Consider the following 21,176-nt stretch of genomic DNA (forward strand, 5'->3'; position numbering starts at 1 on the left):
AGTTTCTCGATTTTTTTTAGAAAATTTCACTTAATTAAAACCTCACTAAACTAGCGTAATTCTATCAAAAAAAAAGCTATAATTCTATCTCTTCCCTCTATCTTTGCTAATATTTTAACAAATAAACAAGTTTTAACTATTATAAGTTGTTACTTTTATTCAAAATTAAGTCATTTTTATGAATGAAACGTTTTCAAAAAAACTTCTTTAATTATAGTTTTTGTAATAAAATTAATAGATGAAAGATTAAAATTTTAAATAAAGGAAGATTAAGATGATACTTAAATACCAAATTGGGGTTGATGCTGGTGGCACACATACAACTGCTATTGCATACGATGAAAAAGGAGCCGAACTAAAACGAATAGAATCAGGTCCTGGACAAATTAATACCGATTATACCAGAGGAATTGAAAATATAACTAATGCAATTAACCAATTAATTAACCAAATTAATGGTGATTGCCAACGAATTTTATGTGGAATTGCTGGCTTATCAGTAATTGGACGGGCAACTGAAGTAGCCGGTGAAATTTCAGCAAAAGTTAGTAATTTACCAGTTAGAGCTGTAACTGATTCTTTACTTGCTCTTTATAACGGTCTTGAAGGTGATGATGGCGGATTGGTAATCGCTGGCACAGGCTCAGTTTTTAATGGATTACAAAATGGACATATCATTACTACTGGCGGTTATGGCGCAATTTTAGGTGATGAAGGTTCTGGATATGCTATTGCTCTTTCTGCATTCAAACAGGCTCTACTAAGCTGGGATAAACGCGAAAATAACCAATTAATTGATTTGTTTAACCGACTCTTTCAAGTAGATAATTTAGTTGATGCAACTGCAAAATTTTATAAATTGAGTAATCCAGAAATTGCAGCAATGGCCGTTAGTGTAGCACAACTTGCAGATGCAGGAGATACAAATGCAATAGCTGTTATTAAAGAACAAGCAGAATTACTTGCCCGAGATATTATTATTGGAATTGATCGTTATGTTGAACCCAAACCAATGAAAGTTGCTTTGACTGGTTCAGTTTTAGCCAATAATAAAATGCTACGTGATTTTTTAGAAGATAAGGTTCACAGTAAATATCCCGATATAATTTTTTCTATTTCAAATGGCGAAAATGCGCGCGGAGTAATATTTGATAAAAGTAAAGATTATCGCTACTTTTCTAATCATTGATTACCTTAAATAAAAAAGACTAAAATGTTAACATTTTAGTCTTTTTTATTTAGTTTTAAAATTAACCGAAGATAATTGATAAACTAATCTTCTACTTTATCAATTATAGCGTCAAATTTACCACCTGGTGTAGCAATTGTAACTTTTTGACCCTTTTTTTTGCCTAAAATTGCTTGAGCAATTGGTGAATCGTTAGAAATCTTCCCATTTAGTGGGTCAGATTCATCACTACCAACAATTGTATAGGTTTCTGAATCAGTTTCTCCTACTTCAGTGTAAGTAACTGTCTTACCGACAGCAACTTCATCAGGATCAATCGAGGTCGCATCAACCACTTGCGCGTATTTTAACATTTCTTCGACCACATTAATTCGGTCCTCCAGATGACTTTGCTCGTCTTTTGCTGCATCATATTCTGAATTTTCAGATAAATCACCATAAGAACGAGCAACTTTAATACGCTCAATTACTTCCGGACGCTTAACTACTTTTAAATTTTTCAATTCTGCTTCAAGCTTTTCTTTTCCTTCAGCAGTCATCGGATATGATTTCTCAGGCATAAAATTTTCTACTCCTTAAAGTTAAAATCTTTTTTCGCACTGGTTTATAATATTGATTTCCTAACTTAAAGTCAACCTTTAACGAATTTCTACTTTTAAGCTTTCTTTTAAATGCTGTACAACTGAATCCATTGACTTAGTGACAACTTCATCAGTTAAGGTATCCCTATTATTTAGGAAAGTTAGCCGATAAGCTAGACTCTTTTTGCTTTGGTCAATATGCGGCCCTTGATAGATATCAATAACCTGTAATTTAATTAAATATTTACCACCATTTTGATTGATAATATCTTCAATGGCTTGGTTCGTTACAGCTTTATCAACCAAAATAGATAAATCCCGCTCAACTGCCGGGAATTTTGGTGCAGCTTGGGCAATTGTCTTTGGCTTGCAAATCAAATCAACAATTTTATCAAGATTTAATTCATAACCATAAATCTCACTACCATTCATTGCCTTATTAGCTCGCGTAACTGAATGGCTAATCATGCCGATTAAACCGACATTTTGCTTTTTAATATAGATTCCAGCTGTACGGGTAGGATGCATATCAGTTACAGTTTCTGCCCGATATTCTACTTCACTTAAGTTAATCCCAATAGCTGCTAATAAATTGGTTAATTGTCCTTTGACATAGTAAAAATCAATTTTTTCATCATCATGCTGCCAGTTTTCAAAATAAATTTTACCAGAATATAACGCAGCAAGGTGTTCATGCTCGTTATAGATATTATCTTCAAAATCGTAAACACGTCCTTGCTCATATAAAGCCAACTGATTTTGTTTACGGGCCATATTGTAACTAGCAGCGTCAACTAGACCGGTAAGCAAATTTTGTCTTAAAGTTGAACGACTTGAATTAAGTGGCATTTGCACCTTGATTGGTTTTTTGGCTTCTTTAGTATAAGCAGTTGCTTTCTGTGGTGAAGTCAAAGAATATGAAATAGCTTCCATCAAACCTTGGCCTTGAACAAAATTCTTTATTCGTCTAATAGTCTCTTCTTTTTTAGAATAACCACCATGAGTTTCCGCTAAGACCAGTTGGGTTGATTCGATATTGTCATAACCGTATAAGCGACCAATTTCCTCAACTAAATCAGCGGGAATTGTAATATCCCATCGTCTAGCTGGAACATGTACAGTTAAATCATCTTTTGCAAGTGTAGTTTCAAAATTTAGCCTTTCAAATAGGTGTAACATTTCTTTTGCAGCTATTTTTGTACCTAAAGTCTTGTTAATGTATGAAACTGTAGTCTTAATTATTGTTGGTTGTTGAGCTTTATCTATTGCACAGATAGTTCCTTCATTAATAGTTCCACTGGCATTATTACGTAGTAGTAGTGCGGCCATTTCCAAAGCTCGTTGAGTTGCTTCACGATTTATTCCCTTTTCATAGCGACTTGACGCTTCAGTTCGATTGGCATGGCGTAAAGCAGATTTCCTAATTAAAGTAGAATCAAAAATAGCAGCTTCTAAAATCACATCAGTAGTATCAACTTCTATTTCTGAGTTTAAACCGCCCATAACACCAGCCATCATTACCACTTGGTCGCCATTAGTAATTACGATATCTTCAGGATCAAGGCTAACCTCTTTATTGTTAAGTAAAGTTAATTGTTCCCCTTCATTAGCTTTGCGCACAACTAATTTATTATTTGTAAAAGCTCTAGCATCGTAGGCATGTAGTGGTTGTCCAGTTAAAAGCATGACATAGTTTGTTACATCAACTACATTGTTGATTGGTCTAATTCCAGCATTCCATAAGCGTCTTTGCATCCATAGTGGGCTAGCAGCTATTTTAACATTAGTGATTTTTCGTAAATAAAATTTAGAGGTTAAATCAGAATCAACTAAAACATCAAAATTGTCTGTCCATGCCTCCCCATCAGCTTTGATGGTTACATTTTCTACTTTAACGGGTTCATCAACAATTGCCCCGACCTCATAAGCAGAGCCTTCCATTGACAGGGTATCAGCACGATTAGGAGTAATATCAAAATCAAAAATATAATCATCCATTCCTAACGGTTCAAATACTGTTTGACCCGGTTTAATGTCAGTATCTTTAGGAAAAACATAAATACCAGCAGCATATTTTTCAGGAACTACACTATCTGAAAATCCAATTTCTTGTAAACTACAAATCATACCATTGGATTCATATCCACGCAGTTTTCCCTTTTTTATTTTAGTATTGTCAATAATTCTGGCACCGGGTAAGGCTACAATAACATCTTGACCAGCTGCTACATTAGGGGCACCACAAACTATTTGATGTGGTTCATCCCCACCAACATCAACATGTGTAATATTTAAATGGGTACCTTCAATTGGCGTACAATCAATAATATGACCTACAACAATTTTTTTCAAACCAGCTTGTGGATGCTTTACCTCTGCAACTTCCACGCCAGTTCGCGTAATTTTTTCTGCTAATTTTTCAGGATCTTGGTCTAACTTTAGAAAATCTTGGAGCCATCTATAAGAAACTAACACTATCTTTCCTCCTTGCTAAATTGTTCTAAGAACCGAACATCATTAGTATAAAAGTCGCGAATATCATCAATACCATATTTAAGAATAGCAAATCGATCAAGCCCCACACCAAAAGCAAATCCACCATAAGTATTTGAATCAACGCCAGCATTTTCTAAGACATTAGGATGCACCATACCAGCTCCTAGAACTTCAATCCAACCAGTATATTTGCAAATTGAACATCCCTTACCATCACAATTAAAGCAAGAAACATCCATCTCAACCGAAGGCTCAGTAAATGGGAAATAACTTGGACGTAGCCTTGTTTTACGATCTTGACCAAAGACATGTCTGGTCATCATTTCTAAGGTTCCTTTTAAATCACCCATGGTAATATTTTTATCTACTACTAGACCTTCCATTTGCATAAATTGATGAGAGTGAGTTGCATCATCATCATCACGGCGATATACCTTACCGGGGCCAACCATCTTTAATGGTCCCTTAGTAAAATCAAATTTTTCTAAAACTCGCGCTTGATCACCCGAAGTCTGTGAACGTAATAGATCTTCGGCATCAATATAAAAAGTATCTTGCATATCACGGGCTGGATGATCCTTAGGCAAGTTCATCATTTCAAAGCAATAATGATCTGTTTCAACTTCTGGTCCTTGAACAACTTCATAACCCATACCGATAAAATATTTCTCTAAATCATCTAAAATAATATTAATTGGATGCTTTACGCCCAGATGAGACTTTCGGCCTGGTAAAGTTACATCGATTTTTTCTTGCTCAAGCTGTTCTTTTTCGATAGTCTTAAGAATTTTAGCTTTTGCTTCATCCAATTTTTCATTAAATAAATCACGTAATTCATTTACTTTTTGTCCAATTTCACGCCGATTTTTTGGTTCAACATTCTTCATTGAATGCAAAATTTCAGTCAGTTCACTCTTGCGACCAACTAACTTAATCCGTACCTGGTTTAGCGCTGCTTCATTTTTTGCTTGTTTGATTTCAGTTAATCCTTGCTCACACAGCTGATTCAGCCTGTCAAATAAGTCCATAATTTTCCCTTTCAAATAAAAAAGCTTCGCCCCAAAAAGGGACGAAGCTTCGCGGTACCACCCTAGTTTAAGTCCAAATAAGAACTTACACTTAAGTTTTCGATAACGGTGAATACCGGAATTGATTAGATTCTACTAGTAAGATGAAATTCACAGAATCATTTAAACTTTTCTCCCAGCTTAATAAAAAGTCTCTCTAAATAAATAATTTCTGTTACTAGTCTTACATTGCGTAATTACATAATAGAATAATGCTTTTTGAAATAACTTTCAAGTAGTTAGATTATTTTACTCCCATTTATCGGCCCAACCATGAATTTGATCGAAAACAGGTCTGAGTTCTTCACCCTTTTTGGTTAAACTATAAGAAATTATTTTTGTTTTTTCATCAACCAATCTTTTGATTATGTTTTCTCTTTCTAATTCTTTAAGACGTTCAACTAATACACGATCAGAACATGCTTCTACACAGCTAGCTAAATCTTTAAAACGCATATACTCGCCATCACATAAAGAACTAATAATTAGGCCATTCCATTTTTTACCAATGATATTAAATGCATTAATAAAATGTTGACACTGTTCGTAATCAATAGCTTTACAACCCACTTTAATTTTATTTTTAACACTCTGAGCCATGGTACTTCCTCTCACATCAAAGTAATATCTGACTTATTATAAAAAAACCACTTACTAAAAACAAGTGAATTACTAAGCAAAATAATAAATCATAATACCAGCAGCAACTGCTGCATTTAATGACTCTGCCTTTCCTTTAATTGGAATATATAATTTTTGGTCACTAATTTGCGCAACGGCATAACTAACACCATGCGCCTCATTGCCAATTACCAACCCTAATTGCAAGACGGAATTAAACTCTTGTAACTGCTTAGCTGAAGAATCTAATACACTGGAATATATTGGGATTGAATTATTTTTAAATATTTCAATTGCCGTTAACAAATCTTGGACAATTAGTTTAATATGAAATTGGCTACCTTGCATTGCTCGTTGCGTTTTGGGATTATAAAGATCTACACTTTCTGGTGACAAAATAACACCATCAAAGCCAGCAGCATCAGCTGTTCTGATGATAGTGCCCACATTCCCTGGATCAGACAAATGATCTAATAAAATCCACTTTCCATAATTAAATGAATAAACTTTGGGTTGAGAAATTTTTAATACCATAAAAATTTCTTGCGAATTTTTTGTACTTGATAAGTGACGAGCAATTGCTGAATTAATAATAATATGTTTAGAAGATGTATAATCAAGTTGGTATTTTTGCTCTACTTGAACTATAGTCTCTTCTGTACCTAATAAATAAATATATCCTTTACAAGCTTTGAAAGCTTCTTCAACTAAATGAAATCCTTCAACTATATATAGACCAGTTTCTTCACGATATTTTTTTTGCTTTAATTTTACTAAATCTTTAATTAGCTTATTGTTTACTGAACTTATTTGTTGCATTGGTTAAACATCTTCTTTCAAATTTTATTATAACCCAGGATTTAATGGATTAAATGTTAAAATCAAAATAGTAGCTACAGAAAGGAAAAATCATGCGATTATTTAAAAAACAGCAACCAGCTAAATCAAGTAGTTCGCCAACTGAAACTTGGTGCCTAACAGTCTCAGGTATCGTTCAAGGCGTAGGCTTTCGTTGGAGCGTTTTAAATTTAGCCCAAAAAATGAAAATTAATGGTACAGTATGTAATAATAGTGATCAAACTGTAACCATCATTTTGCAAACAACTCTTGACGAAGTCAATCAATTTTGTTTTGCACTTCCGCAAAATATTTCCCAATTTGCACATATTACAAAAATTAAAAAAGAAAAAATGATAAATATAGCCAAAATGAATGATTTTCATGTATTATATTAGATATTGACTAAAAAAAATACTATGGTGAATTTAATGAAAAAATATCGTAAATATATCAGTTTGATTGTCCTTTGCTTGGCAGTCATGTTAATTGTCACTGCATGTTCGCAGACTACAAAATCATCTACTCTACCACCTCAGGGTGGATTCTATGGCTGGATTTTCAACTTAATTGGTCAGCCTTTGCAAAATATTATGCTACGTTGTTCTACGCTGATTGGTGGTGCTAATGGAGCTGGTTGGGCTATTATTTTAATGACTTTTATAGTCAGAATGGTGTTATTGCCATTAATGCTTAACCAACAAAAGAAAGCTACTACGCAACAAGAAAAAATGACTCGGGTCCAACCACAAATGAAATTAATTCAAGAAGCGATGAAACGCAAGGATTTGACCCAAGAACAGCAGATGACTCTAGCAGGCTGGCAAAGAGAATTGTATTCGAAAAACAATCTCTCCTTAACTGGCGGAATGGGTTGTCTACCGCTGCTTATTCAGTTTCCAATTATGATTGGAATTTATCAAGCAGTTATGTATTCTAGCACATTAGCTCATTCAACTTTCTTTGGTATTTCCTTAAGTGAGCGCTCACTATTAGTAACAATTATGGCTACTATTTTTGCATTCCTACAAGGATACCTCTCATTAATCGGTATTCCGCCAGAGCAAAAAAAGCAAATGCAATATATGATTCTAATGAACCCATTGATGACTTTGTTTATTTCACTTTCTGTATCTGGTTCTGTTGCTTTATATTGGGCTGCCGGCAACTTTTTCTCAGTTATTCAACAAATAATTGTAACTTTTATTATTATGCCAAAAGTTAAACAAGAAGTTGATACTGAATTACAAAACGAACCACTAAAAGAGATTGTTACTAAGGATAAAATTGCTAAGTTGCTAAGTTCTCCAACCACTAGTTCACAGACAAATGAGCAAACGAATCAGTTACATCAAAATTTACGTAACCGCAATAAAGGTAAGCAGCAAAAGCATTATAAAGACTAAAAAAATGCATGATTTTATTTAATAATGAAATCATGCATTTTTTATAATATAAATTTTAACAGTAAGTAATCATAAGCATGGAAATTTCGCTTTATCTAATAATCGAAAACTGCTACCAAAGTTTTTAATTTACTTATTTTTTTGCTTACTTTGTTCACGTTGCCGTAATTTTTGAGCTTGGGCCTTACTCAATACAGGAAAAATCATAATAAATTGACTTCCCTGTCCTTCAACAGATTCAACGCTAATCGTACCATGATAGCTAGTTACCAGTTTTTGAGCAATTGAAAGCCCTAGACCATTGCCACCTTTTTCTCTTGTTCTAGCCTTATCTACGCGATAAAAGCGATTAAAGATTTTACTTTGCTCAGACTTTGAAATTCCTTCCCCATAATCTTGAACAATAATATGGACTTCATTTTGATCTAGCCCAGCTGAAATATTTAATTCCTTACGGTCAGTAGAATATTTAATGCCATTATCAATCAGCACAACAAGCAATTGTTCTAAGTGACCCTGATATATTTGAATTTCCGTCTCGAGCGGTAAATCGTCCATATCAAGGCTAATTGTAAAGTCAGTATGAACCATTGCCATATTTCCGGTCACACGACGCAAAACATCTGCTACACGAGAAACTGCATTAGGATATTGCACATTAATTTGTTCAGCTCGTGTTAAATCAAGCATTTCTTGAATCAAGTGTTGCATTCTTTTCGCTTCTTGCAAGGAAGCATTAATTGATTCAGCTAAGATTTCAGGATCATCTTTACCCCAGCGCTCTAGCATATTTAAATGTCCTTCGATAACTGCAACTGGTGTACGCAATTCATGTGAAACATCACCAACAAATTCTTTTTGTTGGTCAATATATCTTTGCATGCGATCTAACATTTGATTAAAGGAGACGGCTAATTCTTGTAATTCATCGTGACGATGAAAATCTTTGATTCTAACAGTACTATTAGGATCATCATTAACTTCTCTAGCAACTTTAGACATCTCTTTAACGGGCTTAACAATGCCTAACACAATTATCAGAGAAATAATTATAAATAAAATAATTGCTATAACCGAAATACGTACCATCCATTTAAGAAGTTTCTGCATTAATCCGTTATAATACGTCATTTTGTTTGCTACAACAATATAGCCCGTAATTTTACCTGTTTGAATCGATCTAACTTTTTGATAGGTTACTAACTGTCGATGGTGATTTTGATAGACTTTTTCCATTAGGTAGTCACCTTGGAAATTTTTAAATTTAGGAATATTGCTACCATTATCAAAAACGTCTTCTTTTTCCAAATTATAGACCACTACATTTAAATCTGGATTAGTTAAAGATGACAAAAGGTCATCATTAAATGCATTTGTACTATGATCATTATCACTAATTGCAGGATTTCCTTGTAAAATATTACGGATAGATGGGGTTAATGATGGTACAACATTAGCAATCTGCAATTCATGTGGGATACGTGCAAGATTTTCATTTAGCTTGATCATCATTTCTTCAGACGTTTCTCTTTGTTGCGTCATTGATTGCTGGTCAACGATAGAATAAATAATTACTGAAAATACAATAAAAGAGACCATAATCGTTAATGCAACGACACTTACCCAATGGACGATTAAGGACGAGTGTTTGGCCTCTTTTATATTTTTTTGATTATTTTTTTTCATCGTCCTCATCTCTTACCATATATCCGGTACCGCGAACGGTCTTAATATATGATTGTTGTCCAGGAACATCAATCTTATTACGTAAATAGCGCACATAGACTTCAACAACATTGGTTTCAATATTTGAACCGGGTCCCCAAATTTTTGATAGCAATTGATCACGACTAACTACGTTATTCTTATTTTTGATTAAGGTCATCAAAAGATTGTATTCACGCTTAGTCAAATCAACAGCTTTACCATCACCACGACGAACGATTCGATTTGCAGTTTCAATAGTCATATCCTTAAACTTAATGACTTTCTTTTCAATTGTACCATCCGATGCTTCTTTTTCGATTTTAACCCGACGCAAAACTGCGCGCAAACGAGCCAAAAGTTCTTCAATTGCAAAGGGCTTAACAATATAGTCATCCGCGCCATGATCTAGACCTGATACGCGATCAATCACTGAATCTCTAGCAGTCATCATAATAATAGGTGTGCTCTTAGCTTGACGAACGCGACGCGCAATTTCCAAACCATTTAAATCAGGCAACATTAAGTCTAACAAAATTGCATCAAAATCTTCTTTTAATGCAAGCTCTAAGCTTTTACGACCATTACTTTCAACCACTGTATCGTAATTTTCATGTTTAAGTTCTAACTCAACAAAACGTGCTAAGTTCTTTTCATCTTCAACAATTAAAATTCTTGCCATTTTTTCTTCCTTTTCATAATTATTAAATACAAACCAGCATTATAACCTAATTATAAGTTAAGCATACTTTAAAAATGCTTTTAAAACAAGATAAAAAAATCAGGTTAAGACTAACTCTGATTTAATCTTTATTTTTAATTACTCTGAATCCTGATTATCATTTTCCTGATTAAATAAATTTTTTAGTTTGGCAAAAGCAGGATTTATCTGATTTGATTTACCTTTATTAAATTCTGCTTCTGAAATGACTGTCCAGCCATTGCCTTGAGGATAAATGTTATCTTTTTCTTCCTCAGGAGTCAAAATAGTGACGGGTATATGAAGTAAAATATTGTCTTCAATTGCAGTTTGTAAATCTATATTGTCATCTTCAATTTTGACAATTGGTATATCACTTTCATCGAGCTCTTCTTTAGGTATATCAGTAGTAGTGTAACTTTCACTATACCTAAAATTCTCATAATATTTTACTGGCTCTAGACTCCGACTGGAAGGAACAACCAAATTAGCTGTAACTTGAAAATTGCCTGTTACATAGGGTTCGCTATAAAAAACATTACCAACAAACTGAACATTTTCAACTTTATAAAGTAACTTTTGACTACGCTGTAAAAATTCTGGTCTTACATTTACAGCACATTCAATATGGGTCAAAGGGGCAGAACTCTTTACTATTTGTGAAAAACTAAGTGATAACATTTTATACCTCCAAAGGACGACGACCAAAGTTTTGATCAGTCTGCATAACCTGCTCGAATAGCCGATCAACTCGCTTTTGTAAATGCAACGAACCAGTCTTAGTATTTTTTTGGTCGACCTTAGATACAATATTAGCCGATGTTTCTTTTCTAATCTGTTTCAAATATTTTTGACCTATCTTACTATAACCAAGTAACAGAATCGCCTCATTATTGAAACTAGCAATCATATCATCTTGTGTAACATTTAGCAAAGTATATAAACTCAAGCGTCGTAGCCGTGAATATGTATATCTTTTAGATTTGATTCGCCTTAAAAACTCTGTAAAAGTTTGAGCTAAATGAATTTCATGTTTCATCTTATATTCAAGCCCTTCACTCATTTGATAAATTTGTCGCAATTCTGTGTATGTCGCTGATTCAAGCCGATACTTTAAAAATGGAAATAAAATATTCCAATTTGGATACACTTTTTGTTGCTGTAAATTTTCAACTTCTTTTTCAGGTAACCATTGATTAAGGTCACCATTCGCTCCATTATGCAAAATAATATTCCTAATAGCACTGCCACTTTGGACTACTCCACTGTCATGCAATAAATCATCATGCCCTGCACCAATACGACTAATTGGATGCAAACTTAATGGTTCACCAAGATTGTGATTAGCAACTGCATATGCTAGAGCTAAAATAGTGTTTGGTTCATTAACCTCATGGCCAACTTCACGGGCAACCATTTGATTATACTGCGTCGAATATGTTTGACTATAATCATTAAAATCCATATGACTCTGAGGAATCTCAGCAATTCTACCACCCAAATAAGCAAAATTTTGGCTAGCATCTTCAACCCCAAAAACTAAGTCGCTAACCCCTAGTTTAACTAACTGATCAATACTACCTAACGAAAAAAGGTCCGCTGGCTGGACTGACGTAGAAAATGGCAATTCAAAAACCAAATCAGCACCACTTTCTAATGCAGCCTGTGCTCTTGCCCATTTATCAATAATCGCCATCTCGCCTCTTTGAACATAGTTACCCGACATAATGACGACAATTGGATCTCTACTACCAGCAAGATAACGTGCTTGATTCATTAAAAACTCATGTCCACTATGGAAGGGATTATATTCTGCAATGATCCCAACAACACTCATATTCAGCTAGTCTTCCTTTATTTCTATTTTTTTACCATCAGTCCATAATTTTTCAACGTTGTAAAAATCACGAGCTTCTTCTGTAAATACATTAACCACAACATCACCTAAGTCAAGTAATAACCAATTTGACTCGCTAGATCCTTCAACGCGATAATCGTTAAAATTAGCCAGATGTGCTGCATCAATAATTGCATTGGCAATTGCATGTAGTTGACGATTAGAACCTGCACTTGTTGCAACATAGTAATCAGCCAGAATACTATAGCCTTGCATATCATAGGCAACAGTATTTTCACCATGGCGATCACTAATTGCCTTTAATGTAAATGTTAAAATATCTTTACTAGTCAATTTTTCTCCTCATTATTTTCCTTAGTACTCCACACATTATACGCATCTAGAGTACGGGGGTAAATCTTATCTCTCTTTTTTATCAAAAATTCAAGAGTATGTGCTAGTTGGTAAGCCACACCCGAATCTAAGTTATTACAAGTAACCTCTTGTGCTTCCTCAACTCCAGCAAAAGTCCTTCCAGGCTCAATATAATCAGCCATAAAAACAATTTTATCTAACAGGGTCATTTCGACGTCAGCTGTTGTATGACGCTTTATAGCATTGAGAATTTCCGTATCTATTATTTTTAAGTCGCGTTGCACAAAATATGCTCCTACCATACCATGCCAAATAGCTGGACCCCAATTTAAAAGGTCATGGTCCATCTTTTGTTCCTTAATTACTTTGCGAAATTCATCAGCTGGAACTTGTTTAGCATAATCATGAATAAAACCGGTTAAAGCTGCTTTATTTTCATCATAGTGATTCAATTTAGCTAATTTTCTTGCTGTTTCACTGACTCTAACACAGTGATTAAACCGACTTTGATCCATATTATTTTTTTCTTTAGTTATTATTTCATTGCTAGATAATGGTGAATAAGTATTTTTAAAAAACAAATCACTCATAATATAATCCCTTTTTTTGAATATAATTTAAAACTGTTTCTGGTACTAAGTATCTAATTGAACCACCCACTGCAATAGTTTGCCGAACTAAGGTTGAGCTTACATCAATGCCTGGTACATCTACCCAAATCATCGGTAACCTTGCCTTTTGGGGATAGCCGGCACGCTGTATCCCAACCAAAGTGGCCAATTGGGCTAATTTAGTTGGCTCTTTCCATTCAAATAATTGATTAACTTGATCACTACCCATAATTAAATAATAACGATTCTCGGGGTAGATTTCATGTAAATAACGTAAGGTATCTACAGTGTATGAGACGCCACCACGAAATAATTCAAACAACTTAACCTGAAACCGCGCATTATCTTGCGTAGCCAATTCTAGCATATTTGCTCGATCTTGAGCGGAAACAATTGGCGCATTTTTTAACGGAGGTATATTGGTCGGAATAAACCAAATTTCATCTAAATGCAACTTACTTAATACTTGTTCTGCTACAAGTAAGTGTCCAATATGGACTGGATTAAATGTGCCACCAAAAATACCAATTTGCTTACCATCATGTACCTTTAATTTTTCTGCTTGAACCTCTACTACAGAGTTATTTTTTAAATCTTTTGCAATCGCAACCATTTTTCCCTCTATATTAAAGCACGTCTAATTCCTAATCCAATGCGGTTAGGTGTGTATATTTTAACTAAGCAATTTGCCGGTACCGTAATAAAACCAATACCACCAAATAATAAGTCACTTTTGACACTAGGATGAAACTCTTGACCCTTAAGTGCAGGCAAATTAGTAGTGTCTGCTGGCGGGGCGAGCAATTCACCTAAATGCTTTAGATAAAATTCATCAGCATTTTCCGTCTTAGTACGATGAACATATAAATCACGTGCAACATACACAGTAAAACTTGTAGGTTCACCTTTTAAGTAGTCGATTCTACCTAAACCAGCTAAAAATAATGTATTGCCGGGCCGTAATTGATATGTTGCTGGCTTCATTGGCTTTTGCGGTGAAATTACCGCTAAATCTCTTGCATTCAAACGCGTAGCCAGTTGATTTTCAGACATTATTCCAGGAGTATCAACTAAGAAATGACTATTTTCTAAAGGAATTTCAATTTTGTCAAGTGTTGTACCAGGAAAGCGTGAGGTTGTAATGAGATCCTTAATATCGCCCATTTGATTAATAATTGCATTAATTAAAGTTGACTTGCCAACATTAGTCATACCCACAAAATATACGTCTTGCTCTTGAGAACGCTTGTCTAAATATGAAATTAAATTAGCTAAATTTTTTTGTTTTTTGGCACTAACTAAAAATATTTTTTTAGGGAATAAGCCAACGCGATTTGCCTCTTGTCTCATCCAGTCTTTAATTTTACTTTGACGTGAGTTTTTAGGAAATAAATCAAATTTGTTACCAACTAAAATAAAATCATTATTCCCAATAAAACGAGTTAGAGAAGATAATAATGAATTCGTGAAGTCAAATAAATCTACCACGTTAACAATTAATGCTTTTTTTTCAGCTAAAGAATTAAGTAGTGCTAAAAAGTCATCGTTATCAATAGCAACTGGCATAATTTCATTATAATGTCGCAAACGAAAACATCTTTGGCAATAGATATCATTATCTTCAGTATCAATAGCATCTTTTAATCGCTTAGCTGGCAAGTATCCTGCTTCATTAATTTCATCAGATTGCAACACAGCGCCACAACCGATACAAATAATTTTGTCATCCATTTTTTAATGTCTCCTTAAAAGTTATCGGCTGGGAAAGTGCTAAAAAGAAAAAAATTATTTTTTCTAAAAAACGATTAATACGCGTATTCCACTTATCGGTCTTAACCAATGGCTTGACTAAAACTGATTTAACGCCAGCAAAATTTCCTGCCTGTATATCAGTAATCAACTGATCGCCAACCATCATTACCTGATTAGGTGCTAAACCCATTTTTTCCCTTTTTCTTGTAATTGCAAATGGTAAGGGTTTCCTTGACTTAGCGATAAATTCAATATGGTAGGGAGTAAGGACCTTGCTAATTCGTTTGGCATTATTATTTGAAATTACCACCAATTTAATCCCAGCATTTTTTAAACGCTGATTTAACATGTCCATTTCCTTAGCTGTTTCAAACTTATCCCAAGCCAAAAGAGTATTATCTAGATCTGAAAATACCGCTTTAATACCCATTTGATGAAGTACATTGGTATCTAAATGATAAATTGTATCAATTGTATAACATGGTCTAAATAACATTTAACTTTCCCTTCATTAACATGTCCATAGTCTAATATATCAGAGAATAAGCTTCAAGTGATAAATTTTGACATAAAAAAACGGCGCAACCGCGCCATTCTTTAACTTATTTTAAAGCATTTTTAGCTGTTTCAGCTAATTGTGCAAAAGTCTTTGAATCACTATATGCAATATCGGCTAACATTTTACGGTTGATATCAATACCCGCAACTTTCAAGCCGTGCATTAACTTAGAATATGAAAGATCATTTTGTCTTGCTGCAGCATTAATTCTCGCAATCCATAACTTTCTAAAGTCACTCTTACGTCTTCTACGATCACGGAATGCATATCTGTAAGATACAAATAATTGTGTACTTGCAGCTTTAAATTGCATATGCTTTGCGCCACGGTAACCCTTAGCGAGCTTCATAATCTTTTTACGACGTTTACGTGTTACTGTTCCACCCTTAACTCTTGGCATCTAAAATTCCTCCTAAATATCGCTGTTACTTTAATAATTAACGCATTTGTGAGAGCATCTGCTTGATGCGCTTCAAGTCGCTACGCGAAACTAAAGTAGCCTTTCTCAAATGACGACGTTGTTTCTTAGTCTTACCGTGGAAACGGTGACCAGTAAAAGCGTGATGACGCTTTAATTGACCAGAAGCAGTTCTTTTAAAACGCTTTGCTGAAGCGCGGTGGGTTTTCATTTTAGGCATTTCTAATTCCTCCAAATTAACTATTTATTTTTATCACTCTTGGGAGCGAGTATTAAGAACATTGAACGACCTTCCATCTTTGGCTTGCTTACAACAGTAGCAATGTCCGCAGTGGCTTCTGCCATTTTTTCTAGCACATCACGTCCTAATTCTTTATGAGTAATAGCTCGACCCCTGAATCTAATTGAAACACGAACATTAGCTCCTTCTTTAGTAAGAAACTTTTGCGCATGCTTTAATTTAGTGTTAAAATCATTGCCTTCAATTGTTGGACTTAGGCGTATTTCCTTCACACTAACTGTCTTTGACTTTTTGCGTGATTCTTTAACCTTCTTTTGTTGTTCAAAACGGTATTTACCGTAGTCCATTATACGAGCAACTGGTGGTTTGGCATTAGGCGAAATTAGAACTAAATCTAAATTTGCAACACTTGCTTGGCGTAAAGCCTCAGCTTTGGTTACAACACCAACTTGTTCACCATCTTCATTAATTAAACGAACTTCGCGTGAGCGAATTTGGTCGTTTAATATCAAATTCCTTGGTATAATTCTTCACCTCCATAGTTAACTTGAGGACAAGAAAAGAGCGGGTAATAAGTAACCCGCTCTTAATCAACAGAAAATATCGATTAGCCCAGAGGTCAACTTAACTTAGGCGAGAAGCGGGAAGCTTCTTCTTGTTCTCAACTAACGTGATTATACACGTCTTCTACTAACTAGTCAAATTGTTTTAATAAATAAAGTATTATATTTATTAAAGTAATATAAAAATTGTAGCTAATCAATTTAATTATAAAGAGTTTTATAATTAAATCCAGGAACTCGACCAAACCATTTTTTAATTAAACGGTTATATTGGCCATCATGTTGCATTTTTACAATTGCCCGATTAATAGCACGCTCGAATTTTTCTTGATGCTTGTTAATGGCAATTCCATAGGGTTCATGGGTAAAGGTCCCTCCGCGCACCTCTAATGTCGGGCTTTCAACCGCAAGACCATATAAAACACCGTTATCACTGGAAAGGGCATCCCCCTGACCAGCTTTTAATGCAACAACTGCTTGACCATAGTCTTGCATTTGCACCACCTTAGCTTGCGGGGCTATTTTTTTAATTACTTCAACTGAATTATCACCAATAATTCCAATAACGGTTTTCCCTTTTAAATCATGAACGTTTTTTATTTTAGAATCTTTTCTAACTAGCAAAGACTTCCCCGCAGCAAAATATGGACGTGAAAAGTTTACCAGTTTCTTGCGCTGCGGCGTAATAGTCATTGTGGCAATTACAGCATCCACATTACCATTTTTAAGAAGTGGAATTCTTGACTGAGCAGTTGCTAAAACAAATTTAGCTTGACTACGTGAGCCTAAAATTTCTTTCGTTACAGCTTTAGCCACATCAACGTCAAAACCTTTTTCCCGATAATCTCTAACATCTGTTAAACTGAATAGCCTGACATCACTTTCAATTCCCCATGTAATTGTTTTAGAAAATTGTGCATTCTTTAAAACATCTTGATCAGAAACTCGCTGACTGCAACCTGCTAACAAACATAGACTGATTAATACCGGAATTAGGTCAAAAATTTTCTTCATATTGACTCTCCCAATAATAAAACAACGGCTGCTCAACAAATTTCAAAGTAGCTCTTAATTACTTATTTTTTGCGTGAATAAGATTTAACATCTTGATCAATTTCTTGAATAAATTGGTCTAAACTTTTAGCTACTTCTTCCTCCGTTCCATAGCGCCGAACATTAACACCATTTGCCTTCATTTCGTTGTCACCTAAAACTAAGGTATAAGGAACTTTTTGTGTCTGCGATTCACGAATTTTATAACCTAATTTTTCATTACGTAAATCTGCTTCTGCTCTAAAACCACGCTTATTTAATTCATCACGAACCTTTTTAGCATAATCAGAATGCGCATCAAGATTAACAGGAATTACTTCAACTTGAACTGGAGCAAGCCACGTTGGAAAGGCACCTTTATAAATTTCAATTAAATAAGCAATAAAGCGTTCCATTGTGCCTACAATTCCGCGGTGCATCATCACTGGGCGATGCTCTTCCCCATCTTGCCCAATATAAGTCAAATTAAATCTTTCTGGTAACATAAAGTCGAGTTGAATTGTTGACATTGTTTCGTCAGCACCCAGAGCTGTTTTAGTTTGAATGTCTAACTTCGGACCATAAAAAGCAGCTTCACCTTCTGCTTCAACATAGTCAAGTCCCATGTCATCCATCGCTTTTTTAAGCATTGATTGACTTCTTTCCCACATTTCATCATTAGCAAAATACTTTTCTGTATTCTTCGGATCGCGATATGACAGTCTGAAATAGTAATCAGTAATATCAAAGTCCTTATAAACGTCCATAATTAATTTCAAAATCTTAGAAAATTCTGCTTGTACTTGGTCAAGCGTAACAAAAGTATGACCATCATTTAAAGTCATCTCACGTACTCGTTGCAAACCTGACAAAGCACCAGATTTTTCATATCTGTGCATCATTCCCAATTCAGCAATTCTAATAGGCAATTCGCGATATGAACGGATATGATGCTTATAAATTTGAATGTGTGACGGACAATTCATTGGACGAATTTCAAGCATTTCACCATCGCCCATGTCCATTGGAGGAAACATATCATCACGATAATGTGCCCAATGACCTGAGGTCTTATACGCATCTACATTTAAAAGAACTGGGGTATATACATGTTGATAGCCATCTGCAACTTCACGATCAATAATATAACGCTCAACTACGCGCCGAATAGTTGCTCCTTTTGGCATCCAGTATGGTAATCCTGCACCAACTTTAGGATCAACAAAGAATAAATCAAGATCACGCCCAATTGTGCGGTGATCACGTTCTTTAATTTCTTCACGGCGCTTTAAATCAGCCTCAAGATCAGCCTTTTTGAAGAAAGCCGTTCCAGAAATTCTTTGTAGCATTGGATTAGATGACTGCCCCTGCCAATAAGCACCCGCAACCGACAATAATTTAAATTGCTTAATTTTACCAGTATTTGATACCAAAATATCAAAGCCAAAATCAATAAAGTCACCTAACTTATATGCTGTAATTTCATCGCTTGCTTCAGCTTGCAGTAAATCAAGTTTAAAAGCATTATCTCTGAAAATTTCTTGAAGTTCTGCCCGTGACATTGTCACTGCTTCAATTTTTTCACCAGCCTTAATTAAATGCTTAACTGCTTTTTCAAGTTCAGGTAATTCACTAATCTTGATTTGGTTTTCTTTGTCAGTATCAACAAAGAACCCATCTGTCTCAGTGCCATGTTCACCTAAACGTAACTCTGGATAAGCTTTCTTCGCTGCTACTTCAAAAACAAAAGCTGCACTAGCTCTTAAAATATTTAAACCTTCTTCATCCCGATCAGTAATAATCGCCACCTCAGCATCTTGACTTAGTTCATATTCTACTGGATGAAGTTGTCCGTTAACTCTACCAGCAAGTGCTGCTTTGCCAAGAGAAGTTGAAATGCTGTATGCTAATTCACTAATAGTGACTGTTTGTTCAAAAGCTCGTTTTGATCCATCTGGTAAAATAATTGAAAAGCTCATATTTCCTCCAAATAATAAAAAAAGTCCCAGTGCATTATGCACTGGGACGTATTTAGCGTGGTTCCACCCAATTTAGGCTAGTTCTGTCTAGCCCACTCTTTCTGAATTGATAGTGGAATTCACCCAATTATTTACTCTTTAACAATGAATAAGTGGGGTGTCGACTCTAATGAAAAACTTCCAGAATACTGTCTTTCTCTCTGATACGAGCAACATCATGTTCATTCATTTAATACAATTATACATATTTAACATTTAATTGCAATAATTTTTTAAAAAGCAAAAACATCCACCAATATTTATTAAATTAACTACGCCGATTGGGTCCGGATACAATTATTTCTGTTGCGAGTGTCTTTACACGTTCCATCAGTCGCGCTGCTTTTACTGGGTCAATTGCATTTTTGGTTTCCTTAAAATGTTCTTCTAAATCTGCCATTGCAAAATTAGAGGAGAAAAAGGTCGGCAGTTCATTGTCCATTCGTGCCTGAAGAATTATGCCCAAAACCTCATCTCTTGACCATTGACTTAATATTTCAGCACCAACATCATCTAAAATCAACAAGTCACAGTGAGCTATACGCTGGACTTCATTGGCTAAACTGTTGTCGCCAAAATGACTCGCTAAGTTAGCAATAAAAGTTGGTAAATGCAAAAAAATAACCTGTTTATTCATCGCTGCTATCGAATTAGCAAGACCAGCTAGTAAATAAGTCTTGCCTACGCCAAAATCACCTGATAAATACAAACCCTTTTGATGAACATTTGTTGGATATTTGCGCAAAAATTCTTGAATTTTAGCAATAGCTGTTCTGCGGCCTGCAGTCACTTCCACTTGACTTAAACGTACATTATGCAAATTTAGTGGTAAATTAATTAAACGAACATGCTTTTTGATACTATGATCTCTATCTTGAGCTAATTTGCTTTCTTCAGGAACATACTTAAGTGTAATTGCATTGCTACTTAACATCAATTCTGGACGATAGCCAACAATCACCGGATCTTTATGATGTTGCGAGATATAAAATTCGTATAAACTAGAAAGGCTCGCATTAATCATTTCATCCGTTATTTTATCTTGGTAATTATTAATAAATTTTTGAATTTTAGGATCAGCTAAAATTTGCTTGCGAATCTCGTCAAAATTATTTTTCTTAGTTAGTTTTGAATTATTGTTAATTATTAGCTGATTTATTGCACGCATT

At 34.6% G+C, this 21,176-nt stretch carries 23 protein-coding genes and 2 other annotated features; of the genes, 3 read left to right on the forward strand and 20 right to left on the reverse strand.

Annotated elements, in window-relative coordinates; all coding sequences use genetic code 11:
- Positions 1 to 274: 274 nt before the first annotated feature.
- Complete coding sequence (locus F5ESL0233_RS05600; RefSeq protein WP_122059180.1) at positions 275 to 1,189, forward strand: N-acetylglucosamine kinase; 915 nt, start codon at positions 275 to 277, stop codon at positions 1,187 to 1,189.
- Between the two features lie 83 nt (positions 1,190 to 1,272).
- Here the strand turns inward: F5ESL0233_RS05600 and greA are convergent, their stop codons facing one another.
- The 5 genes from greA to F5ESL0233_RS05625 all read right to left on the reverse strand — a co-directional run bounded on the left by greA (position 1,273) and on the right by F5ESL0233_RS05625 (position 6,773).
- On the reverse strand, positions 1,273 to 1,749 hold the full coding sequence (gene greA / locus F5ESL0233_RS05605) for a transcription elongation factor GreA (RefSeq protein WP_090092860.1): 477 nt from the start codon (positions 1,747 to 1,749) through the stop codon (positions 1,273 to 1,275).
- Between the two features lie 78 nt (positions 1,750 to 1,827).
- Positions 1,828 to 4,245 carry a phenylalanine--tRNA ligase subunit beta gene (pheT, locus tag F5ESL0233_RS05610; protein WP_122059182.1) on the reverse strand — a complete coding sequence of 806 codons (2,418 nt, stop codon included), beginning with the start codon at positions 4,243 to 4,245 and terminating at the stop codon, positions 1,828 to 1,830.
- Positions 4,245 to 5,294, reverse strand: coding sequence for a phenylalanine--tRNA ligase subunit alpha (pheS, locus tag F5ESL0233_RS05615; protein WP_090092865.1), 1,050 nt, complete (start codon positions 5,292 to 5,294; stop codon positions 4,245 to 4,247). Before pheS ends, pheT begins: the two co-directional genes overlap by 1 nt.
- A 34-nt stretch (positions 5,295 to 5,328) precedes the next feature.
- Positions 5,329 to 5,534 (reverse strand) — a binding site (T-box leader).
- Between the two features lie 48 nt (positions 5,535 to 5,582).
- On the reverse strand, positions 5,583 to 5,933 hold the full coding sequence (locus tag F5ESL0233_RS05620) for a helix-turn-helix domain-containing protein (RefSeq protein WP_090092867.1): 351 nt from the start codon (positions 5,931 to 5,933) through the stop codon (positions 5,583 to 5,585).
- A 72-nt stretch (positions 5,934 to 6,005) separates the two neighbouring features.
- Entirely contained in the window at positions 6,006 to 6,773 is a 768-nt protein-coding gene (locus F5ESL0233_RS05625) for an RNA methyltransferase (protein ID WP_122059184.1), read from the reverse strand.
- 92 nt (positions 6,774 to 6,865) lie between these two features.
- On the opposite strand from F5ESL0233_RS05625, the gene F5ESL0233_RS05630 reads away from it, so the two are divergent.
- The gene (locus tag F5ESL0233_RS05630; RefSeq protein WP_090092869.1) at positions 6,866 to 7,189 is read left to right on the forward strand and encodes an acylphosphatase; all 324 of its coding nucleotides are present in this window, start codon (positions 6,866 to 6,868) and stop codon (positions 7,187 to 7,189) included.
- A 33-nt stretch (positions 7,190 to 7,222) separates the two neighbouring features.
- Positions 7,223 to 8,197 carry a membrane protein insertase YidC gene (gene yidC, locus F5ESL0233_RS05635; protein ID WP_122059185.1) on the forward strand — a complete coding sequence of 325 codons (975 nt, stop codon included), beginning with the start codon at positions 7,223 to 7,225 and terminating at the stop codon, positions 8,195 to 8,197.
- 129 nt (positions 8,198 to 8,326) lie between these two features.
- Here the strand turns inward: yidC and F5ESL0233_RS05640 are convergent, their stop codons facing one another.
- From F5ESL0233_RS05640 to dnaI, 15 genes are all read right to left on the reverse strand, one after another.
- Entirely contained in the window at positions 8,327 to 9,892 is a 1,566-nt protein-coding gene (locus F5ESL0233_RS05640) for a HAMP domain-containing histidine kinase (RefSeq protein WP_090092871.1), read from the reverse strand.
- Positions 9,870 to 10,583: a response regulator transcription factor gene (locus F5ESL0233_RS05645; RefSeq protein WP_090092872.1), complete on the reverse strand. Its 714-nt coding sequence runs from the start codon at positions 10,581 to 10,583 to the stop codon at positions 9,870 to 9,872. Before F5ESL0233_RS05645 ends, F5ESL0233_RS05640 begins: the two co-directional genes overlap by 23 nt.
- 138 nt (positions 10,584 to 10,721) lie before the next feature.
- Positions 10,722 to 11,282: a DUF177 domain-containing protein gene (locus tag F5ESL0233_RS05650; protein ID WP_122059187.1), complete on the reverse strand. Its 561-nt coding sequence runs from the start codon at positions 11,280 to 11,282 to the stop codon at positions 10,722 to 10,724.
- 1 nt (position 11,283) lies between these two features.
- Entirely contained in the window at positions 11,284 to 12,438 is a 1,155-nt protein-coding gene (locus tag F5ESL0233_RS05655) for a nucleotidyltransferase (RefSeq protein WP_122059188.1), read from the reverse strand.
- Positions 12,439 to 12,444: 6 nt separating this feature from the next.
- Positions 12,445 to 12,792 carry a ribosome silencing factor gene (rsfS, locus tag F5ESL0233_RS05660; protein ID WP_090092877.1) on the reverse strand — a complete coding sequence of 116 codons (348 nt, stop codon included), beginning with the start codon at positions 12,790 to 12,792 and terminating at the stop codon, positions 12,445 to 12,447.
- Positions 12,789 to 13,403, reverse strand: coding sequence for a bis(5'-nucleosyl)-tetraphosphatase (symmetrical) YqeK (yqeK, locus tag F5ESL0233_RS05665; protein WP_122059190.1), 615 nt, complete (start codon positions 13,401 to 13,403; stop codon positions 12,789 to 12,791). The genes rsfS and yqeK overlap by 4 nt, the downstream gene beginning before the upstream one ends.
- Entirely contained in the window at positions 13,396 to 14,037 is a 642-nt protein-coding gene (locus tag F5ESL0233_RS05670; protein ID WP_090092880.1) for a nicotinate-nucleotide adenylyltransferase, read from the reverse strand. Before F5ESL0233_RS05670 ends, yqeK begins: the two co-directional genes overlap by 8 nt.
- Before the next feature lie 8 nt (positions 14,038 to 14,045).
- Positions 14,046 to 15,155 (reverse strand): ribosome biogenesis GTPase YqeH, encoded by a 1,110-nt coding sequence (gene yqeH / locus F5ESL0233_RS05675; protein WP_090092882.1) that lies wholly within the window; start codon positions 15,153 to 15,155, stop codon positions 14,046 to 14,048.
- The gene (locus F5ESL0233_RS05680) at positions 15,148 to 15,672 is read right to left on the reverse strand and encodes a YqeG family HAD IIIA-type phosphatase (protein WP_090092883.1); all 525 of its coding nucleotides are present in this window, start codon (positions 15,670 to 15,672) and stop codon (positions 15,148 to 15,150) included. Before F5ESL0233_RS05680 ends, yqeH begins: the two co-directional genes overlap by 8 nt.
- Positions 15,673 to 15,778: 106 nt before the next feature.
- Positions 15,779 to 16,135, reverse strand: a complete 357-nt coding sequence (gene rplT / locus F5ESL0233_RS05685; RefSeq protein WP_090092885.1) for a 50S ribosomal protein L20 — start codon at positions 16,133 to 16,135, stop codon at positions 15,779 to 15,781.
- A 37-nt stretch (positions 16,136 to 16,172) separates the two neighbouring features.
- Positions 16,173 to 16,373, reverse strand: coding sequence for a 50S ribosomal protein L35 (gene rpmI / locus F5ESL0233_RS05690; protein WP_090092886.1), 201 nt, complete (start codon positions 16,371 to 16,373; stop codon positions 16,173 to 16,175).
- Between the two features lie 20 nt (positions 16,374 to 16,393).
- The gene (infC, locus tag F5ESL0233_RS05695; RefSeq protein WP_090092887.1) at positions 16,394 to 16,906 is read right to left on the reverse strand and encodes a translation initiation factor IF-3; all 513 of its coding nucleotides are present in this window, start codon (positions 16,904 to 16,906) and stop codon (positions 16,394 to 16,396) included.
- 38 nt (positions 16,907 to 16,944) lie between these two features.
- Positions 16,945 to 17,057 (reverse strand) — a sequence feature (ribosomal protein L20 leader region).
- 101 nt (positions 17,058 to 17,158) lie between these two features.
- Positions 17,159 to 17,971: a transporter substrate-binding domain-containing protein gene (locus tag F5ESL0233_RS05700; RefSeq protein ID WP_122059191.1), complete on the reverse strand. Its 813-nt coding sequence runs from the start codon at positions 17,969 to 17,971 to the stop codon at positions 17,159 to 17,161.
- A 62-nt stretch (positions 17,972 to 18,033) separates the two neighbouring features.
- On the reverse strand, positions 18,034 to 19,968 hold the full coding sequence (gene thrS, locus F5ESL0233_RS05705) for a threonine--tRNA ligase (protein ID WP_122059193.1): 1,935 nt from the start codon (positions 19,966 to 19,968) through the stop codon (positions 18,034 to 18,036).
- A gap of 307 nt (positions 19,969 to 20,275) precedes the next feature.
- Positions 20,276 to 21,175: a primosomal protein DnaI gene (gene dnaI / locus F5ESL0233_RS05710; RefSeq protein WP_090092891.1), complete on the reverse strand. Its 900-nt coding sequence runs from the start codon at positions 21,173 to 21,175 to the stop codon at positions 20,276 to 20,278.
- Between the last annotated feature and the right edge of the window lies 1 nt (position 21,176).

The sequence above is a fragment of the Lactobacillus sp. ESL0233 genome, assembly GCF_003692995.1.
Taxonomy (GTDB): Bacteria; Bacillota; Bacilli; order Lactobacillales; family Lactobacillaceae; genus Lactobacillus; species Lactobacillus bombicola.

What these genes read in the sequence shown, in the direction of transcription:
- F5ESL0233_RS05600 (WP_122059180.1), top strand. Translation starts at nt 275, where the DNA reads ATGATACTTAAATACCAAATTGGGGTTGATGCTGGTGGCACACATACA.
- greA (WP_090092860.1), bottom strand. Translation starts at nt 1,749, where the DNA reads ATGCCTGAGAAATCATATCCGATGACTGCTGAAGGAAAAGAAAAGCTT.
- pheS (WP_090092865.1), bottom strand. Translation starts at nt 5,294, where the DNA reads ATGGACTTATTTGACAGGCTGAATCAGCTGTGTGAGCAAGGATTAACT.
- F5ESL0233_RS05620 (WP_090092867.1), bottom strand. Translation starts at nt 5,933, where the DNA reads ATGGCTCAGAGTGTTAAAAATAAAATTAAAGTGGGTTGTAAAGCTATT.
- F5ESL0233_RS05625 (WP_122059184.1), bottom strand. Translation starts at nt 6,773, where the DNA reads ATGCAACAAATAAGTTCAGTAAACAATAAGCTAATTAAAGATTTAGTA.
- F5ESL0233_RS05630 (WP_090092869.1), top strand. Translation starts at nt 6,866, where the DNA reads ATGCGATTATTTAAAAAACAGCAACCAGCTAAATCAAGTAGTTCGCCA.
- yidC (WP_122059185.1), top strand. Translation starts at nt 7,223, where the DNA reads ATGAAAAAATATCGTAAATATATCAGTTTGATTGTCCTTTGCTTGGCA.
- F5ESL0233_RS05640 (WP_090092871.1), bottom strand. Translation starts at nt 9,892, where the DNA reads ATGAGGACGATGAAAAAAAATAATCAAAAAAATATAAAAGAGGCCAAA.
- F5ESL0233_RS05645 (WP_090092872.1), bottom strand. Translation starts at nt 10,583, where the DNA reads ATGGCAAGAATTTTAATTGTTGAAGATGAAAAGAACTTAGCACGTTTT.
- F5ESL0233_RS05650 (WP_122059187.1), bottom strand. Translation starts at nt 11,282, where the DNA reads ATGTTATCACTTAGTTTTTCACAAATAGTAAAGAGTTCTGCCCCTTTG.
- F5ESL0233_RS05655 (WP_122059188.1), bottom strand. Translation starts at nt 12,438, where the DNA reads ATGAGTGTTGTTGGGATCATTGCAGAATATAATCCCTTCCATAGTGGA.
- yqeK (WP_122059190.1), bottom strand. Translation starts at nt 13,403, where the DNA reads ATGAGTGATTTGTTTTTTAAAAATACTTATTCACCATTATCTAGCAAT.
- F5ESL0233_RS05670 (WP_090092880.1), bottom strand. Translation starts at nt 14,037, where the DNA reads ATGGTTGCGATTGCAAAAGATTTAAAAAATAACTCTGTAGTAGAGGTT.
- yqeH (WP_090092882.1), bottom strand. Translation starts at nt 15,155, where the DNA reads ATGGATGACAAAATTATTTGTATCGGTTGTGGCGCTGTGTTGCAATCT.
- F5ESL0233_RS05680 (WP_090092883.1), bottom strand. Translation starts at nt 15,672, where the DNA reads ATGTTATTTAGACCATGTTATACAATTGATACAATTTATCATTTAGAT.
- rplT (WP_090092885.1), bottom strand. Translation starts at nt 16,135, where the DNA reads ATGCCAAGAGTTAAGGGTGGAACAGTAACACGTAAACGTCGTAAAAAG.
- rpmI (WP_090092886.1), bottom strand. Translation starts at nt 16,373, where the DNA reads ATGCCTAAAATGAAAACCCACCGCGCTTCAGCAAAGCGTTTTAAAAGA.
- F5ESL0233_RS05700 (WP_122059191.1), bottom strand. Translation starts at nt 17,971, where the DNA reads ATGAAGAAAATTTTTGACCTAATTCCGGTATTAATCAGTCTATGTTTG.
- thrS (WP_122059193.1), bottom strand. Translation starts at nt 19,968, where the DNA reads ATGAGCTTTTCAATTATTTTACCAGATGGATCAAAACGAGCTTTTGAA.
- dnaI (WP_090092891.1), bottom strand. Translation starts at nt 21,175, where the DNA reads ATGCGTGCAATAAATCAGCTAATAATTAACAATAATTCAAAACTAACT.